This window comes from Metapseudomonas boanensis (assembly GCF_042232855.1).
In the GTDB taxonomy this organism is placed as follows: Bacteria; Pseudomonadota; Gammaproteobacteria; order Pseudomonadales; family Pseudomonadaceae; genus Metapseudomonas; species Metapseudomonas boanensis.
On the sequence record NZ_CP113889.1, the window covers coordinates 2,448,961 to 2,466,616 of the forward strand.

A 17,656-nucleotide genomic window follows, 5' to 3' on the forward strand; every position below is an offset into this window, starting at 1 on the left:
TGGAACAAGAACAAATGCTGATCTGGTTTGTCGCGGTTTACCTGCTGATCACGGTGGGTGTCGGTTTCTACGCATCCACTCGAGTCAAAAACTCCAAGGACTTCGCGGCCGGTGGCCGGAGCATGTCCTTCCCCTTGGTTGCGGCGATGGTGTTCGCCACCTGGTTCGGTTCGGAAGCCGTGCTGGGTATCCCCGCGACTTTCATCGAGGAAGGCTTCGCCGGGATTGTCGAAGACCCCTTTGGCTCCTTCGGTTGCCTGATGCTGGTGGGCCTGATCTTCGCCCGGCCGCTCTACCGCATGAACCTGTTGACCATCGGTGACTTCTTCCGCAAGCGCTTCGGCCCGAACGTGGAAATGATCACCAGTCTGGTCATCATCGGCTCTTATCTGGGCTGGGTAGCAGCACAGCTCACTGCGCTTGGCGTGGTGTTCAACGTGCTGTCGGACGGCTCCATCACCACTACCCAAGGCATGCTGATCGGCACAGCCATCGTGTTGCTCTACACCCTGTTCGGCGGTATGTGGTCCGTGGCCCTGACCGACTTCATGCAGATGATCATCATCGTTGTCGGACTGGTCTACCTGACCTGGCTGGTCGGTGACATGGCCGGCGGTCCCGAGGCGGTGATCACGCATGCGGCATCGGAGGGCAAGTTCGCCTTCATGCACAGCTTCGAGCCGAAGGACATCGTGGCTTTCATCGCAGCGGCTGTGACCATGATGTTCGGCTCCATTCCGCAGCAGGACGTGTATGCCCGGGTGATGTCGGCCAAGACCGAGAACATCGCTGCGCGTGCATCCATGACCGGCGCGGTGTTCTACCTCTCCTTCTGCATGCTGCCAATCTTCCTGACCTACGCCGCCTCGATGATCGACCCGGCCATGGTGCAGAAGTGGCTGGCGGAGGATTCGCAGATGATCCTGCCGCACCTGATCATGGAGCGTACGCCGCTGTTCGCGCAGATCATGTTCTTCGGCGCGCTGCTGTCGGCGATCATGTCCACCGCTTCCGGTACCTTGCTGGCGCCTTCGGTGACCTTCACCGAGAACGTGCTCAAGCGCTTCATCCCGAACATGAACGATCGCCAGTTCCTGCTGGCCATGCGTCTCAGCGTACTCGCCATGACCGTGGCGACCTCGGTGTTTGCGCTGTACTCCGACGCGAGCATCTACGAGATGGTCGGCAACGCCTACAAGGTGACCCTGGTTGCCGCTGTAGTGCCGCTGTTCGCCGGTCTGTTCTGGAAGCGCGCGACCACCCAGGGTGCCTTGGTGGCCATCGCCTTCGGTCTGCTGTCCTGGATCTACCTGGAAGCGACCTACCAGGAAACCGACTTCTGGCCGCCGCAGCTGGCAGGGCTGATGCTCAGCGCGCTGGGTATGCTGATCGGCTCGCTGCTGCCGCAGTTCGTAGGCACCCGCCGCGAGTCGCTGGAAGCAGCTCCGGCCAACGCTTGATTGCCGGCTTGATGAAAAGGCCCCGCCTCGTGCGGGGCTTTTTTGTGGACGCAATCAGCGTTCCTTTCCCCTGACTCCTCTCTATTACGGGCGAGGGGACGGGGAAGCGGGGCACTCCGGATGAATCCGCCCCCGCAAGAAGCCAAGCCTCAGGCATTCCATTCCAATTGCAGTTCTTCCTGCCAGGCCACCCGGACGAAGTGGCTGCCAACGATTTCCTGTAGGCGGACGAGGCCCTCTTGCGTCTGGCTTTCCACGCTGAGGGTCAGACCGTCGCCTTCGGCGCGGAGCAGGCCAAGGCCAAGGTCGAATTCGATGCGGCCTCGTTGCTCGTCGAACTCCACCGTGACCCGGTGGGCGAAGTGCTTGCACAGGCGGCTGATGTAGCGCGCGGGGGTGGGGGTGGCGACGTGAGCGGATGCGGTAAGGGTCATGCTGACTCCTGGGCTCAATAGCTGACGGTAAAGCGTTGGCGGAGGTGCTGCGGTTGTTCCAGTTCGTCGACGATGGCCACCGCGAGGTCGGCCACCGAAATGCTTGCCGGGTGATCGCCACTCATCAGCAACTGGTCGCCGCCAATACGGAACTTGCCGGTGCGCTCGCCGGGCTGGAGCAAGGCCGGCGGGGAGAGAAAGGTCCAGTCCAGTGCGGTTTCTTCACGGATCAGGTTGAGGGCCTGGCGCGCGCCTTCGGCGCCTTCCTTGTATTCGGCGGGAAACTCCGGCGTGTCGATCAGTTGCAGGCCGGGCGCGACGTAGAGGCTGCCGGCTCCGCCAATCACCAGCAGGCGCTTGACGTCGGCCTGTTTTACACCGTCGAAGATCGCCCGGGTGCCCTGGATAAAGCGCTCACGGATGTCCGGGGTACCCCAGCCCGGGTTGAATGCGTGGACCACGGCATCGTGGCCGGTCACGGCCTGGGCAATGGATGCGACGTCATAGGCATCGGCTTTCTGCGGCGTCAGGTTGACGTGCTGCAGCAGCTTCTCCGGGTGGCGGACGATGGCGGTTACCTGGTGGCCACGTTGCAGGGTTTCGTTGAGAACGGCTGCGCCGACAAAGCCGCTGGCGCCGATCAGGGCGATTTTCATGGGGCATCTCTTGGGTAGGTTTTAAGGTGATGCATAATCGCTGCTGGATAATGGTTCGAAAAAGTGCTTGAAGGTGGTTTGACAATTAAGCGGAGCTTACGAATGGAGCAGCTCAAACGCATGGCGGTGTTCGCCACTGTGGTCGATAAGGGGAGCATGGTGGCCGCCGCCGAGGCCCTGGGCATGACTGCCTCGGCGGTGAGCCAGCAGATTCGCAAGCTGGAGCAGGAGACCCAGGTCAGCCTGTTGCACCGCACCACCCGCAAGCTGACCCTGACCGAGGCCGGGGCAGTGTTCTACCGCAGTTGCGCCCAGGTGCTGGAGCTGGCGCAGCAGGCCGAGCAGCGTCTGGCCGAGTTGCGTGATGCACCGGTCGGTGAGTTGCGCATCGCCGCGCCCGTGGGGTTTTCCGGCAAGCCTCTGACCGATGCCCTGGCGCCCTTGCTGGACGCCCATCCCGGGTTGAGCCTGCAATTGTTCTTCCACGATGAGCAGATCGACCTGATCGAGCGGCGCATCGACCTGGCCATTCGCGTCGGCCGTCAGGAAGATTCCAGTCTGGTGGCACGGCACCTCGGCGACTGGCCGACGGCCCTGTGCTGCGCGCCGGCCTACCTGGCGCGCACAGGGCCGATCCAGCGACCGGAGCAGTTGCTGGCGCTGGATTGGATCACCCTCAATGGCGAGCGCCAGCTGCGTCAGCTGAGCCTCCAGGGGCCGGGCGGCGAGCAGCAGCGCCTGCGGATAGAGAGCCGGGTGAGCTGCAACAACATTCTTTCGGTACGCAGTTTCACCCTGGCGGGGATGGGCGTATCACTGCAGCCGGTGCCGGAAATCCGCGAGGAGCTGGCGAGCGGTCGCCTGCTGGCGCTGCTGCCGGAGTGGCGCCCGGCGGACATCGGCATCTACATAGTGACCCCGCGCCGGGATGCGCAACCGGCCAAGGTCCGCTACGCCATCGAAGCCCTTCGTCATACGTTGCTGCGACGTGGATAGGCGAGCGGCTCCGCATGCCGTATAACGTCGCTCAACAATGATGCCCCTGATAGCCCGAGGTTGCCTGTAGCACACGCATGAAGACGCCAAAACGCATTGAGCCATTGGTGGAAGATGGCCTGATCGACGAAGTCGTAAGACCGCTGATGAGCGGCAAGGAGGCTTCGGTGTACGTGGTGCGCTGCGGCGATGAGCTGCGCTGCGCCAAGGTCTACAAGGAAGCCAACAAGCGTGGCTTTCGCCAGGCGGCCGAGTATCAGGAAGGTCGCAAGGTTCGTAACAGCCGAGACGCCCGGGCCATGGCCAAGGGCTCCAAGTACGGTCGCCGCGAGCGCGAGGACGCCTGGCAGAACGCCGAAGTGGCGGCGCTCTTCCGCCTGGCCAACGCCGGGGTCAGGGTGCCTAAGCCCTACGACTACCTGGACGGCGTGCTGCTCATGGAACTGGTCTCCGATGGCGAGGGCGACGCCGCGCCGCGACTCAATGACGTCGATCTGACGCCTGAGGACGCACGCGAATTCCACGCCTTCATGATCGGCGAGATCGTCAAGATGCTCTGTGCCGGCCTGGTCCATGGCGACCTGTCCGAATTCAACGTGCTACTCGACCCCTATGGCCCGGTGATCATCGACCTACCGCAGGCGGTGGATGCCGCCGGCAACAACCACGCCTTCCGCATGCTGGAGCGGGATGTCGGCAACATGGCTGAGTATTTCGGCCAGTTTGCTCCCGAGCTCAAGTTCACCCGCTACGCCAAGGAAATGTGGGCCCTCTATGAGGAAGGGAAGCTGACCCCGGAGACACCGCTCACCGGGCAGTTCGTCGAGCCGGAAGACGCCGCGGACATTGATTCGGTGATGCGCGAGATCAAGGCCGCCCTGGCCGATGAGGCACGGCGCAAGGCCGCCCTGGCGGAGCAGGATGCGCCCGCCGATCGAGACGAGCCGCCGCCGCCACCCTGGATGAACCACTGAGACAACGTTGCGAGCCCTTGGGGCCTCCCGGCTTGACCAGTCTGGTTCTGCGCACGATCCTTATCCGCTGTATTGATGTGGAGATGTGACATGCAAGGGCAAGCTGAAGTCGTCGAGTACCTCAAGGACCTTCTACGCGGAGAACTGGCCGCCCGCGACCAGTACTTCCTGCACTCGCGGATGTACCAGGACTGGGGCTTCACCAAGCTCTACGAGCGTATCAATCACGAGATGGAGGAGGAGACTCAGCACGCCGATGCCCTGCTGCAGCGCCTCCTGTTCCTGGAAAGCTCGCCGGATATGCGCCCCAAGACCATCCACCCAGGCCAGACCGTGCCGGACATGCTGCGTGCTGACCTCAAACTGGAGTACGACGTACGCGCCGCGTTGAGCAAGGGCATTACCCTGTGTGAGAAGCACAAGGACTACGTCAGCCGCGACATTCTCACCGCCCAGCTAAAGGACACCGAGGAAGACCACGCGTACTGGCTTGAGCAGCAACTCGGCCTGATCGACCGCATCGGCCTGCAGAATTACCTGCAATCGCAGGTGTCCTGATCTCACCCCTGCACCTTGGTTCGTAGGATGGGGCGGGCGGCGTTCCGTAAGTATCGGGATACTCATCGATCGCCGCACCAATGTTGGGTGTCGCTGCGCTCCGCCCAACCTACGCTAGAACCCTCGGCAGCGGGTCACTGCTCCTCGATATCCAGCATCAGGTTCTCGATCGCTTCCCGGTATTCCCCCGGGTTTTCCCACAGCCCGCGTTGTTGCGCTTCTACCAATCGCTCGGCAATGTCGCGCAGTGCTTCGGGGTTGTGCTGCTGGATGAAGGACCGCGTGTCGGCGTCCAGCAGGTAGGCATCGGCCAACAGTTTGTACTGGTGATCGTCGACCAGTTCGCTGGTGGCGTCGAAGGCAAACAGGTAGTCGACGGTGGCCGCCAGTTCGAACGCGCCCTTGTAGCCGTGGCGTTTCATGCCGGCGATCCACTTGGGATTGGCGGCCCGTGAGCGCACCACACGACTCAGCTCCTCTTTGAGACTGCGGATGCGCGGCAGGTCCGGCTGGCTGTGGTCGCCGTGGTAGCTGGCGACCTTCGCACCGCGCAGGGTTTCGGCCGCTGCGAGCATGCCGCCCTGGAACTGGTAGTAATCGTTGGAATCGAGGATGTCGTGTTCGCGGTTGTCCTGGTTGTGCAGCACCGCTTGCAAGCGCTCCAGGCGCTGGGCGAAGCGCTCGCGCGCCGGTGTGCCGGCATCCTGGGCGCCATAGGCATAGCCACCCCAGTTGAGGTAGACCTCGGCCAGCTCGGCACGGTCCTGCCATTGGCGTTCTTCGATGGCGCCCTGCACGCCCGCGCCGTAGGCACCGGGCTGGGCGCCAAAGATGCGCCAACCGGCTTGCAGGCGAGCGTCTTCGGCATTCAGACCGTCCGCTGTGAGGCGCACGCTTTCCTGCTTCACGCGGGCGGCCAGAGGGTTCAAATCTTCGGGCTCGTCCAGGCCGGCCACCGCCTGCACCGCGGCATCGAACAGACGGATGAGGTTGGCGAAGGCATCGCGGAAGAAACCGGACACGCGCAGGGTGACGTCCACCCGCGGGCGGTCGAGCAAGGACAGCGGCAGGATCTCGAAGTCCTCCACGCGCTGGCTGCCGGCCTGCCACGCCGGGCGTACGCCCATCAGGGCCAGGGCCTGGGCGATGTCGTCGCCGCCGGTGCGCATAGTGGCGGTGCCCCAGACCGAGAGGCCGAGCTGGCGCAGATGGTCGCCGTGGTCCTGCAGATGGCGTTCCAGCAACAGGCTCGCGGACTGGAAGCCCAGGCGCCAGGCAGTGGGCGTGGGCAGGTTGCGCACGTCCACGGTGAAGAAGTTGCGCCCGGTGGGCAGCACGTCCAGGCGTCCACGGCTGGGCGCGCCGCTAGGGCCGGGCGGGACGAAGCGGCCTTCCAGCGCTGCCAGCACGCCGCCGATCTCGCCGCTGCCGCAGGCATCCAGCGTGGGCGCGATGACCGTGTGCAGGTTGTGGATGACTGCATCACTGGCGGGGCCGACGGATTCGAAATCCGCTGTCTCGATCATCCGTAGCGCAAGCAGTTCCAGGCGTTCACGGGTGTCGCCATTGCTCCGCCAGGGCTCGTTGCTCACGGCCTCCAGAACGGCGGGGCGCGGGCCTTCCCAGTCTTCGGCCCAGTTGCAGTCCAGCGGGTCTCGGCCCAGTTGCAGGTCCGCGGCCAAGGCGCGCAGCAGGCTGGCGTTGGCGCCTCGGCCATCGCCACGGGGGATGCGTACCAGTGAGAGCAGTGTGTCGTCACGCAGGCGCCCACTGGGGGATTCGCCGAACACGTGCAGGCCGTCGCGAATCTGCGATTCCTTGAGGTCGCAGAGGTAGGCATCCAGTTGTGGCAGCCAGCTTTCCGGATCGTCGCTGAGGCTGAGGTTCAGCTCGCGGTCCAGGGCAGTGGCTTTCACCAGTTCGAGGATTTCCCTGCGCAACTGCACGGCACGGCGCGGGTCGAGCAGGGAAGCGTCGTAGTACTCGTCGGCCAGGCGTTCGAGGTCACGCAGCGGGCCGTAGTTTTCGGCGCGGGTCAGCGGTGGCATCAAGTGGTCGATGATCACAGCCTGTGCGCGGCGCTTGGCCTGGGCGCCCTCGCCGGGATCGTTGACGATGAAGGGATAGATGTTGGGCAGCGGGCCCATCACCGCATCTGGCCAGCATTCATCTGAAAGGCCGACGCCCTTGCCCGGCAGCCATTCCAGGTTGCCGTGCTTGCCGACGTGGATCAGGGCATCGGCCGCGAAGGCTTCGCGCAGCCAGAAGTAGAAGGCAAGGTAGCCGTGGGGCGGTACCAGGGCGGCGTCGTGGTAGATGGCTGCCGGGTCCAGTTGGTAGCCCCGCGCTGGTTGGATGCCGACGAAACCGAGGCCGAAGCGCAGGCCGGCGACCATCATCCGACCGTTGCGGAACATCGGGTCCTGCTGCGGCTCGCCCCAGCGTTCGCGCACCGCACGCTGGTTGGCCTCGGGCAGGTGGGCGAAGCAGGCGAGGTAGTCGGGGAGTGCCAGGCTCTGGGCGCAAGGGCGCAGATCGAGGCTGTCGAGGTCGTTGCTGACGCCGCCGAGCAGCTTGTGGATAAGTGCCGTGCCGCTGTCCGGCAGGCCTGCCACGGGATAACCCTCGGTTTCCAGCGCACGGAGGATGTTCAGGGCGGCCGCCGGTGTATCCAGGCCCACGCCGTTGCCGATGCGGCCGTCGCGAGTGGGGTAATTGGCCAGGATCAGTGCGACGCGTTTGTCGGCATTGGTCTTGCGTGCCAGCAGGCACCAGCGCCGCGCCAGTTCGGCGACGAAATCCATGCGCTCCAGTTGCGGCAGGTAGCAGACCACGTCGCTCTGACTGCGCTCGCTGCGCCAGGCCAGACCCTTGAAGCTGATGGGGCGTGTGATGATCCGTCCATCCAACTCCGGCAGGGCGATATGCATGGCAAGGTCTCGGGGACCGAGCCCTTGCGGGTTATCGCGCCAGAGCGGTTCGTTATCCAGCGAGCAAATGGCTTGTAACACGGGGATATCGCGCCTGAATGGGCGCTGGCTGGGCGCGTCAGGGTTGGACTGGGCGAAGCCGGTGGTGTTGATGATCAGCTCGGCCTGCGCTTTGTCCAGCCAATTTTCCACAGCTTCCAGGCAAGCCGCCTCCTTGAGGCTGGCGACGGCGATGGGCAGTGGATTCAGGCCCAGGGCGGCCAGGCGTTCGCAGAAGGCGTCGATAAACGCGGTGTTAGCCGCTTGCAGGTGGGTGCGGTAGAAGAGCAGGGCGGCGACGGGCTGATCGGGGTGCCAGCCCGCCTGCCAGTGCGTCAGTTCGGCCTGCGGTTGGCGCGGGTGGTAGATCGCCACGCGAGGCAGGGCACGGGGCTCACTCCAGGGATGGTCGCGCCCCAGCCATTGGTTGGCGATGCAGCCGAAGAGTTGCCGGGCATTGTCCAGGCCACCCTGGCGCAGGTACTGCCAGAGGCGATCCGCGTCCTCGACCGACACGTTGCACAGGCTGGCCAGCTCTGGGTCGGGGCGATCATCGCCGGGAACCAGGATGAGCTTTGCGCCACGCTCGGCCAGGGTCACCAGTTGTTCAATGCCGTAGCGCCAGTAACCGACGCCGCCATGCACCGAGATCAGGATCACCTTGGCGTGCTGCAGCACCTCGTCGACGTAGAGATCGACCGAGGCGTGGTTCTGCAGCTGCATCGGGTTGGCCAGGCGCAGGCTTGGATAGTCCGTCGGCAGTTCGCGGGCGGCTTCGGCCAGCAGCGCCAGATGCGAGTCGCCGCTGCAGAGGATCACCAGTTCGGCGGGCGTCTGCGCCAGATGGGCGATACCGTCGTCGGGGACGAAGCCGCCGGGTTGGGTGCGCAGGAGGTGCATGGCGGGACTCCAGATGGTGTAGGAGCGAGCTTGCTCGCGAAGGGTTTGCCGCGATTCGCGAGCAAGCTCGCCCCTACGATCCGATCAGCTCGGTAGGAGGGGTTGAGCGCAGTGATCAGGCGAGTGCGGTTCTCAATTCATTGGCAATCACCGCCTGGTCCAGCTCCTGTCCAATCACCACAAGCCTTGTGCCACGGGCTTCGCCATTCAGCCACTGGCGATCGAAGTGCTTGTCGAAGCGCTTGCCGACGCCCTGGATCAGCAGGCGCATGGGTTTGCCGGGGATGGCGGCGAAGCCCTTGATGCGCAGGATGTCATGGCGCTCCACGAGTTGGTTGAGAGCGTCGAGCAGGGGCCGTTCCTCGACCTCCGGGAGGTCGACGTGAAAGGAGTCGAACTCGTCATGGTCGTGGTCTTCGTGCCCTTCGTGGTCGTGGTGGGTTGGGCGGCTGTCGATGTGCAGTTCGGCCTCTGCATTCAGGCCCAGCAGCACGGAGAGCGGTAGCTTGCCGCTGCTGGCTTCAACGATCTTCACCGCTGGCGGCAGCTCTTCGGCAACTTCGGCGTGTACGGCAGCCAGGACTTCGGCTTCCAGCAGGTCCGCCTTGTTGAGGATCACCAGGTCGGCGCTCGCAAGCTGGTCTTCGAACAGTTCGTGCAGGGGCGACTCGTGGTCGAGGTTCGGGTCCTGCTTGCGCTGTTCATCCACTTGCTCGGGGTGTGCGGCGAAGGTGCCGGCGGCGACGGCGGGGCTGTCGACCACGGTGATCACCGCATCCACGGTGCAGGCGTTGCGGATTTCCGGCCACTGGAAGGCCTGTACCAGTGGCTTGGGCAGCGCCAGGCCCGAGGTTTCGATAAGAATCTGGTCGAGGTCGCCACGGCGTGCGACCAGTTCGCGCATCACCGGGAAGAACTCTTCCTGCACTGTGCAGCACAGGCAGCCGTTAGCCAGTTCGAAGACGCGGCCCATGGCCTCTTCTTCGCTGCAGCCGATGGAGCACTGTTTGAGGATTTCACCATCGATGCCCAGTTCGCCGAACTCGTTGACGATGACTGCAATGCGGCGGCCTTCGGCATTGTCGAGCATGTGGCGGAGCAGGGTGGTCTTTCCGGCACCGAGGAAGCCGGTGACGATGGTGACGGGGAGTTTGGCCAGGGTTTTCATGCGCGGCAGCCCTTTGCTGGGAGTCGATCGGATCGGCGGGCGTGCAGGACGAAGGCGCGGGTCGTCCCGGCCTGGATTCGCCACCGGATCACCCCGCCCGGTTGTCAGAAAGCGTTGCGAGGCAGGTCTCCTGGCTCACAGCCTGGCGCGGTGCGCCGTCTTTCCGCCTTCCCACCCAAGGGCAGTGGCTGTGGATAAGACTTCAGCTGTTCACAGTTGCGGGGGCAGCCGTGGCCTTGACCACGTTCCCTCTTAGCTCCGACGCATGATCGGAGAACCTCGAAAGGGCAGAAGGCTACGCAGCACGCCAACGGTGGTCAATCGCGGCAGTTGACGCCTTGTCGGACTCATGGTGTCCTAGCACGGTTTTTTCAGGTGCCCAGCGTCGTCGCGCGCGGGGTGAAACGGGAAGCCGGTGCGTCCATCTCGGACCAGTCCGGCGCTGCCCCCGCAACGGTAGGCGAACGTAGGGATCGGTAGGCCACTGTGTCGATAAGACATGGGAAGGCGATCCCGCTCTGCAACATGCAGGCGTCGCAAGCCCGGAGACCGGCCTGGAAGCTCAGAGTTTGGCAAACCCGCGGTGGGCGGGCGCAAGCCGGAAGCGTGGACACGCCTGTGTCCGCGGCCCTCGCGCATGCACCCTTCTGCCGATATCAGTCGTCATTGCAGAGGGAACTTCCATGTCCAGCAGCGCCTTGTCTCAATCCGCAGTCGCCTCGTCTTCACTGACCAAGCGCCTGGTCCTGGCCTTCAGCGCCGGGCTAATTGGCCTCTCGCTCGTCTACTTCGCCGGCTTCTCTCATCTCGAGGCCGTACACAACGCTGCTCACGACACCCGCCACAGTGCCGGCTTCCCCTGCCACTGAGGAGGTTTCGATGATCAAGCGTATTGCCCAGACCGCAGGTTTTGCCGGTCTGATCGCCGCCGTGGTGCTGACCCTGTTGCAGAGCCTGTGGGTCACCCCGTTGATTCTCCAGGCGGAAACCTACGAGACGGCCGAGCCCGCCGCCCAAGTGGAACACGTCCACGAACTTGAGGCTTCCGGCGCTGTCGGCGCACATAGCCATGAGCACGATGCCGAAGCCTGGGCGCCGGAAGACGGCTGGCAGCGCACGCTGTCTACCGGAGGTAGCAATCTGGTGGTCGCGGTCGGCTTTGCTCTGATGCTCGCTGGAGTGTTCAGCCTGCGCGGCCCGAGCCGAGCCTGGCAGGGCTTGCTCTGGGGGCTGGGCGGTTTCGCCACCTTCACGCTGGCGCCTTCCATTGGCTTACCGCCCGAACTGCCGGGAACTGCCGCCGCCGATCTGGCTCAGCGCCAGGTCTGGTGGATCGGCACCGCTGCCTCAACTGCCGTCGGGCTGGCGCTGATCGCCTTTGGCCGCCACTGGATCCTGCGTGTCGCAGGTCTGGCGCTGCTGCTGATTCCTCATGTAGTAGGTGCGCCCCAGCCCGAAGTGCACTCCAGCCTGGCGCCGCAAGCCCTGACGCATGAGTTCATCGCAGCCTCGCTGATCACCAACGCGCTGTTCTGGGTTGCCCTTGGTTGGGCGGCAGCCTGGCTCTACCAGCGGCACACTCAAGCGTGAGCTTGCGCAATTCCAACCCCGCAGGCGGTGTAGCCGTCTGCGGGGTTTTGTTTTTTTCGAGGGGGCGGCCATGAGGTTGGTGGCGGGCCTTGGCTGTCGGCGCGGCTGCTCGGCCGAAGAGCTTCGGGGTCTGTTGATGCGGTGCCTTGCTGAAGCCGACCGGCCCCTCAGCACGCTGGTTGCGTTGGCCAGCAGCGAGCACAAGGCCGGTGAACCGGGTTTGCATGACTTGGCCCAGCAACTGGGGTTGCCCCTTCATTGCCTGCCGAGCGCGCGCTTGGCAGCCTACGATGGACAACTCCAGCAAGCTTCGGACCTGGTCCTGCGTACCACCGGCAGCGCTGGCGTCGCCGAAGCTGCAGCGTTGGCCCAGGCATTTGCTTTGTCCGACGGATCAGCCGAACTGCTTATCGAGAAACGCCGCAGCGCCAGCGCGACCTGCGCCCTGGCCTGCATTGATGATGAGGCGCAGCAGCCATGACGGTCTATTTCATCGGCGCCGGTCCCGGTGATCCGGAACTCATCACGGTCAAGGGGCAGCGGCTGATCCGCACCTGCCCGGTGATTCTCTACGCCGGCTCGCTGGTGCCAGAGGCCGTACTGGAAGGACATAACGCCGAGCGGGTGGTGAACACCGCCGAACTGCACTTGGAGGAGATCGTAGCGCTCCTGGCTGAGGCCCATCGCAAGGGGCAGGACGTGGCGCGGGTGCATTCCGGCGACCCTTCGCTATATGGCGCCATCGGCGAGCAGATCCGCCATTTGCGCGAACTGGGGATTTCCTACGAAGTAGTGCCGGGGGTGACAGCCACCGCTGCCTGCGCCGCGCTGCTCGGTTGTGAACTGACCCTGCCGGACATCTCGCAAACCCTGATCCTCACCCGCTACGCCAGCAAGACTCGAATGCCCGAAGGTGAAGCACTGGGCGACCTGGCCCGCCACCGCGCGACCATGGCCATCCACCTTGGCGTCAACCAGTTGGCGAACATCGTCGACGAATTGCTGCCGCATTACGGCCCCGCCTGCCCGATAGCGGTGATTCATCGTGCCAGCTGGCCGGACCAGGATCAGGTAACCGGCACCCTGGCCGATATCCTGCCGAAGGTCGTGGCCAAGGGGTTCCGCCGGACCGCGCTGATTCTGGTCGGACGGGTGCTGGGCGCCGAGGGCTTTGCCGACTCCTCGCTCTATTGCGCCGGCCATGGCCACTTGTTCCGCCCACCGGGAGGAGCTGAGCCGCCACGCGGCTAGTGACGTCTGGCTACTAAACACGCAGAATGCGGATTTTATGCGGCGGGTTCCCACCCCGCGCGATCCTTCTAACCGGCCTTGAGCGACCTGATTTCCCTATGCGAATGCGCTTGATGCTGTTGGGTGGCGGCAATGCACTTGGACAGGCGCTGATTCGCCTCGGCGCCGAAGAAGACATTGGTTTTCTCGCACCGCGTCCGCCCGAACAGGGCTGGGACGCCGCCAGCCTGACCCAGCTGCTCGACGACACACGGCCCGACGCCGTGATCAACCTTGCCTACTACTTCGACTGGTTCCAGGCCGAAGCGGTCGATGCCGCCCGGTTGGCTGCCCAGGAACGTGGCGTCGAGCGGCTTGCTGAGCTTTGTCAGCACCACGGCATCATCCTGCTGCAACCCTCGAGCTACAGGGTGTTCGACGGTTCGCGGGCCACCGCTTACAGTGAGAAGGACGAAACCGTGCCGCGCAGCCAGCGTGGCCAGGCACTCTGGCGCATGGAGCAAAGCGTGCGAGCGGTATGCCCCAAACATGTGCTGCTGCGTTTCGGATGGCTGCTGGATGACAGTCGGGAAGGTTCGGTTGGCCGCTTCCTCCAGCGTGCTGAAAAGGACGGCGAGATATCCCTGGCGGATGACCGCCGCGGCAACCCGACACCGGCAGACGACGCTGCTCGCGTTTTACTTGCCGTGCTCAAGCAGCTCGATTGCCAGGCGCCGCTCTGGGGCACTTACCACTACGGCGGCCATGAGGCCACCACGCCGCTCGCCCTAGGCCAGGCCTTGCTCAGTGAAGCGCGCAGCCTGCATCCGCTGAACGTGCAGGACATCCTGCCCCAGGCCCACGCGGCCCGTCCCGATGCGGCAGACGAGCCGCAGAATGCGGTGCTGGCCTGCAAGAAGATTCTCCATACCTTCGGCATCAAGCCGCGTGCCTGGCGCGCGGCCCTGCCGACTCTTCTGGATCGTTACTACCGTCATGGCTGACTCCCCCATCCTGATCACCGGCGGTGCCGGTTTCATTGGATCGCACCTGACCGATGCGCTGCTTGCCAAGGGCCACAGCGTGCGCGTTCTGGATAACCTGTCCACGGGCCGTCGCAGCAACCTGCCGCTGGAAAACCCCCGGCTTGAACTGATCGAAGGCGATGTCGCCGATGCGGCCCTGCTGGCACGCATCATGGCCGGCTGCAAAGCGGTCGCGCATCTGGCAGCGGTGGCTTCGGTTCAGGCTTCGGTTGACGATCCGGTGGCGACCCATCAGAGCAACTTCGTCGGCACCCTGAACGTGTGCGAAGCCATGCGCCTGCAAGGCGTGAAGCGTGTACTGTTCGCTTCCAGCGCAGCGGTTTACGGACAGAACGGCGAGGGCCAGGCGATTGATGAGGAAACCCCCAAGGCGCCCCTGACGCCCTACGCTGCCGACAAATTGGCCAGTGAGCATTACCTGGACTTCTACCGTCGGCAGCATGGGTTGGAGCCGGCGGTTTTCCGTTTTTTCAATATTTTTGGGCCACGCCAGGACCCGTCGTCGCCTTATTCGGGTGTGATCAGTATCTTCACCGAGCGCGCTCTGGCCGGTTTGCCGATCACGGTGTTCGGCGATGGCGAGCAGACTCGCGATTTCGTCTATATCGGCGATCTGGTGCAAGTGCTGGTGCAGGCACTGGAGCAGCCTGCTGTCGAAGTCGGTGCAGTGAACGTCGGCCTCAACCAGGCCACCAGCCTCAAGCAGTTGCTGGCTGCCATCGAGGGAGTGCTGGGCGGGTTGCCTGCGATCTCCTATGCCGCACCGCGCGCCGGGGATATTCGCCACTCGCGAGCCTGCAATGCCCGTTTGTTGCAGCGCTTCGACTTCCCGCAGCCGACGCCGCTGGGCGTGGGTGTTGCTCGCCTGCTGGGCCGCTGAGCCGGTATCAGGGACTTTGTAGGGGCGAGTTCATTCGCCAAAGGCTGCGCGGCAGCCCCGGCAAGTCAAAAGGGCAGCCCTTTGCTCTGCTTGGCAAATGATTTCTTCCCTACAGTGTTTTTCCTCGCATTCCTGCCCACAAAAAAGGCGCCGGAAGGCGCCTTTGAGCGGGGATATCCCCAGGGAGTGCTCGGTTAGAAGCGATAGCCGACACCAACCATGTAGACCCACGGGTCCACGTCCACGTCCACTTTCACTTTGCCAACACCGGCCAGGTTGGTGGTGGCCTCGGTGTCGATGTCGAGGTACCACACCGCGGCATTGAGCAGCACGTTCTCGGTCAGCATATAGTCCATACCCGCCTCGAAGCCAAGGCCCCAGGAGTCATCCAGCTCCAGATTGCTGAAGCCCTGGCCTTTGCGCTGGCTGGTCAGGTCTTCATCGAAGAACATGGTGTAGTTCAAGCCTGCACCGACGTAGGGCTGGAATGCAGAGCTGGACTCCATTGGGTAGTACTGCAGGGTCAGGGTCGGCGGCAGATGCTTGATGTCGGCCAGCTTGCCGTCCAGTGCGCCAAGACCCTTGACGCCTACTTCATGCTTGAACGGAGTGGCGGCCAGGAGGCCGATGCCGACGTGATCGGTGAACATGTAGGTGCCGGTCAGACCCAATTGGGTGTCGCTGTCCAGAGTTGCCTTCGTGCCTGCGACCTTGGTACCGGCGATGGACAGGTCGGAGCTGTCCTCACGGGGATCGACGGTGGCTGCGCCTGCACGGACGATCACGTCGCCGGCCTTGTGGGCTTGGGCAAGAGGGGACGCAATGGCGAGAGCGAGCAAAGACGCGGTCAGAAGGTGCTTGTGCATGGATGGCTCCAGTCAGTCCTGAATTTTGGTTGGCTGGGCGCAGTTTCTTTGACAGCAGGTATCCGTGTTTTGACCCAGAGCAATGCCGGGCGGGATGTGCAGCCTGGAGCGGCGGATTGTCGCAGGGCCCCGCTGCAGCTCAGTTGGTCGGCGTTTCGTATGGATAAATCTTGCTGGCTTCCATCTGGTAGCCGGCTTCGGCCAGTTCGCTGCTGGTGGGCTTGACCTGCAGCGGACCTTCAATCCAGAACGGCTGGTACAGCGCATCCATCAGTACGCCCAGTTCACTGGTCACATGGACGATCTGGTTCGACGGTGGCGGTGGTACGTGGATGCAGGCCCCGAAGTAGGGTACCAGCAGGAACTCGGTGACACGGCCCGCCTCGGTCACATCCAGCGGCACGATGTAGCCGGGTAGTTTCACTTCCTGGCCATCCAACGCCTTGACCACAGGAGCCGACGGCGATTGCTGGGTGGCGGCGGGGCCGGACTCCGCTGCCAGGGCGTCGGAGAGTTGCGACAGGTCGTGGATAGCGGCTGGCGGCGGAGGCGGCGGGGCGTCCGCCGGGATCATCTCGGACCAGGTCAGCTCACGCACTTCGCTAGCCCAGAGTGGCGTGGTGACGATCAAGAGGAGGGTCAGCAGGATGCGCTTCATCAGGTTCTCACAGGCGGATGGATAGGCCGTCGGCCAGCGACTGCCGATAGGCTCGCCAGGCTGGGACTGTGCCCATCAACAGGGCAGCGGCCAGAATAGCGCCGAGCAGCGCCCACTCATAGGGACTCGGGAACGCCAGCGGCAGGTAGAGGCCGTAACTGGCCTGCACATAGCCCTGGCTGATGCCGATACCGAGGTACAACAGGGCAACACCGAGCACAGCTCCTGCCAGGGCAAGGGTGACGGCCTCCAGGACCAGCAGGCTGCCGATGTGCCAGGGGCGGGCGCCCACTGAACGGAGGATGGCCATCTCCCGGCGGCGCTCATTGAGGCTCGTCAGGATGGCGGTGAGCATGCCGATCAACCCGGTCAGCACGACAAACAGAGAAACCACGAAAAGTGCTTTCTCCACCGTGCCCATCAGGCTCCAGAGCTCCTGCAGGGCAACGCCTGGGAGGATCGCCAGCAACGGTTCGCCGCGAAACTCGTTGATCTGCCGCTGCAAGGCGAAGGTGGCGATCTTGCTGTTGAGCCCGAGCAGGAAGGCGGTGATTGCCTTGGGCTGCAGGTCCATCGCCCGAGCCTGTTCGGCACTGACCTTGCCCTGGCCGCGCGCCGGCACGCCGTTCTGCCAGTCGACGTGCAGCGCTTCCATGCCGGCGAGGGAGATGTGCAGTGTGCGGTCCACTGGGGTGCCGGTGCGCCCGAGTATGCCGACCACGGTGAACGGCTTGTCGTCGTGCTGCGTCAGGCTGACAGTGCTGACGCCGTGAGCTAGGACGATCTTGTCGCCAAGCTTGTGATGCAGGGCTTCGGCCACTTCGGCGCCCAGCACCACCTCGAACATATCGGCGAAGGGCTTACCCCGGGCCAACTGCAGCGGTTGGCCGTGGCCGTAGCGGTAGTGCTGGAAGTAGGCAGGACTGGTGCCCATCACCCGGTAGCCGCGGTGGGAGTCGCCGAGGGAAATGGGGATGGCCCACTTCACGCGGCGGTCCTGGGCAATGGCTTCGAAGCTGTCCCAGCGGATGTTGTTGGTGGCGTTGCCGATGCGGAATACGGAATACAGGAGCAGGTTCACCGAACCGGAGCGGGCGCCGACGATCAGGTCGGTGCCACTGGTGGTGCTGGCGAAACTGGCGCGAGCTTCGGTGCGGACACGCTCCACGGCCAGCAGCAGGCAGACCGATAGTGCGATGGCAAAGACTGTCAGCAGGGCAGTGAAGCGGCGGTTGGCCAGGCTGGCCAGGGCCAGGCGCAGCAGATACATC

Annotated in this window: 17 protein-coding genes and 2 riboswitches; of the genes, 10 read left to right on the plus strand and 7 right to left on the minus strand. The window is 64.1% G+C overall.

The window, feature by feature from the left end:
• Window positions 1–14 precede the first annotated feature (14 nt).
• On the plus strand, window positions 15–1,460 hold the full coding sequence (locus OXH74_RS11280) for a sodium:solute symporter family protein (RefSeq protein WP_375741249.1): 1,446 nt from the start codon (window positions 15–17) through the stop codon (window positions 1,458–1,460).
• Window positions 1,461–1,609: 149 nt separating this feature from the next.
• Here the strand turns inward: OXH74_RS11280 and OXH74_RS11285 are convergent, their stop codons facing one another.
• Together OXH74_RS11285 and OXH74_RS11290 are read right to left on the minus strand one after the other, a co-directional pair.
• On the minus strand, window positions 1,610–1,894 hold the full coding sequence (locus OXH74_RS11285; protein WP_375741250.1) for a DUF2218 domain-containing protein: 285 nt from the start codon (window positions 1,892–1,894) through the stop codon (window positions 1,610–1,612).
• A 14-nt stretch (window positions 1,895–1,908) separates the two neighbouring features.
• Window positions 1,909–2,550, minus strand: coding sequence for an NAD(P)-dependent oxidoreductase (locus OXH74_RS11290; protein ID WP_375741251.1), 642 nt, complete (start codon window positions 2,548–2,550; stop codon window positions 1,909–1,911).
• A gap of 102 nt (window positions 2,551–2,652) precedes the next feature.
• Between OXH74_RS11290 and OXH74_RS11295 the strand changes: the two genes are divergently transcribed.
• The 3 genes from OXH74_RS11295 to bfr all read left to right on the plus strand — a co-directional run bounded on the left by OXH74_RS11295 (window position 2,653) and on the right by bfr (window position 5,078).
• Window positions 2,653–3,546, plus strand: coding sequence for a LysR family transcriptional regulator (locus tag OXH74_RS11295; protein WP_375741252.1), 894 nt, complete (start codon window positions 2,653–2,655; stop codon window positions 3,544–3,546).
• 77 nt (window positions 3,547–3,623) lie between these two features.
• On the plus strand, window positions 3,624–4,520 hold the full coding sequence (locus OXH74_RS11300; protein ID WP_375741253.1) for a PA4780 family RIO1-like protein kinase: 897 nt from the start codon (window positions 3,624–3,626) through the stop codon (window positions 4,518–4,520).
• 90 nt (window positions 4,521–4,610) lie between these two features.
• Complete coding sequence (gene bfr / locus OXH74_RS11305) at window positions 4,611–5,078, plus strand: bacterioferritin (RefSeq protein WP_375741254.1); 468 nt, start codon at window positions 4,611–4,613, stop codon at window positions 5,076–5,078.
• A gap of 134 nt (window positions 5,079–5,212) precedes the next feature.
• Here the strand turns inward: bfr and cobN are convergent, their stop codons facing one another.
• Together cobN and cobW are read right to left on the minus strand one after the other, a co-directional pair.
• Complete coding sequence (gene cobN / locus OXH74_RS11310; RefSeq protein WP_375741255.1) at window positions 5,213–8,947, minus strand: cobaltochelatase subunit CobN; 3,735 nt, start codon at window positions 8,945–8,947, stop codon at window positions 5,213–5,215.
• A gap of 115 nt (window positions 8,948–9,062) precedes the next feature.
• Window positions 9,063–10,115, minus strand: coding sequence for a cobalamin biosynthesis protein CobW (gene cobW, locus OXH74_RS11315; RefSeq protein ID WP_375741256.1), 1,053 nt, complete (start codon window positions 10,113–10,115; stop codon window positions 9,063–9,065).
• A gap of 102 nt (window positions 10,116–10,217) precedes the next feature.
• A riboswitch (cobalamin riboswitch) is annotated at window positions 10,218–10,412 on the minus strand.
• Between the two features lie 59 nt (window positions 10,413–10,471).
• A riboswitch (cobalamin riboswitch) is annotated at window positions 10,472–10,688 on the plus strand.
• Between the two features lie 110 nt (window positions 10,689–10,798).
• On the opposite strand from cobW, the gene OXH74_RS11320 reads away from it, so the two are divergent.
• From OXH74_RS11320 to OXH74_RS11345, 6 genes are all read left to right on the plus strand, one after another.
• A complete protein-coding gene (locus OXH74_RS11320; RefSeq protein WP_375741257.1) occupies window positions 10,799–10,984 on the plus strand; it encodes a CbtB-domain containing protein in 186 nt (61 codons plus the stop codon).
• A 10-nt stretch (window positions 10,985–10,994) separates the two neighbouring features.
• Complete coding sequence (locus tag OXH74_RS11325; protein ID WP_375741258.1) at window positions 10,995–11,705, plus strand: CbtA family protein; 711 nt, start codon at window positions 10,995–10,997, stop codon at window positions 11,703–11,705.
• Between the two features lie 70 nt (window positions 11,706–11,775).
• Window positions 11,776–12,186 (plus strand): cobalamin biosynthesis protein, encoded by a 411-nt coding sequence (locus OXH74_RS11330; RefSeq protein WP_375741259.1) that lies wholly within the window; start codon window positions 11,776–11,778, stop codon window positions 12,184–12,186.
• Window positions 12,183–12,956, plus strand: a complete 774-nt coding sequence (gene cobM / locus OXH74_RS11335) for a precorrin-4 C(11)-methyltransferase (protein ID WP_375741260.1) — start codon at window positions 12,183–12,185, stop codon at window positions 12,954–12,956. Before OXH74_RS11330 ends, cobM begins: the two co-directional genes overlap by 4 nt.
• Before the next feature lie 98 nt (window positions 12,957–13,054).
• Window positions 13,055–13,939, plus strand: a complete 885-nt coding sequence (locus tag OXH74_RS11340; protein WP_215377742.1) for a sugar nucleotide-binding protein — start codon at window positions 13,055–13,057, stop codon at window positions 13,937–13,939.
• On the plus strand, window positions 13,932–14,861 hold the full coding sequence (locus OXH74_RS11345; protein WP_375741261.1) for an NAD-dependent epimerase/dehydratase family protein: 930 nt from the start codon (window positions 13,932–13,934) through the stop codon (window positions 14,859–14,861). Before OXH74_RS11340 ends, OXH74_RS11345 begins: the two co-directional genes overlap by 8 nt.
• Window positions 14,862–15,055: 194 nt before the next feature.
• Here the strand turns inward: OXH74_RS11345 and OXH74_RS11350 are convergent, their stop codons facing one another.
• The 3 genes from OXH74_RS11350 to OXH74_RS11360 all read right to left on the minus strand — a co-directional run bounded on the left by OXH74_RS11350 (window position 15,056) and on the right by OXH74_RS11360 (window position 17,655).
• Complete coding sequence (locus tag OXH74_RS11350; protein WP_215377746.1) at window positions 15,056–15,727, minus strand: OmpW family protein; 672 nt, start codon at window positions 15,725–15,727, stop codon at window positions 15,056–15,058.
• A 139-nt stretch (window positions 15,728–15,866) separates the two neighbouring features.
• Complete coding sequence (locus OXH74_RS11355) at window positions 15,867–16,385, minus strand: DUF3299 domain-containing protein (protein ID WP_375741262.1); 519 nt, start codon at window positions 16,383–16,385, stop codon at window positions 15,867–15,869.
• Between the two features lie 7 nt (window positions 16,386–16,392).
• Window positions 16,393–17,655 carry an ABC transporter permease gene (locus OXH74_RS11360; RefSeq protein ID WP_375741263.1) on the minus strand — a complete coding sequence of 421 codons (1,263 nt, stop codon included), beginning with the start codon at window positions 17,653–17,655 and terminating at the stop codon, window positions 16,393–16,395.
• Window position 17,656: the final 1 nt, after the last annotated feature.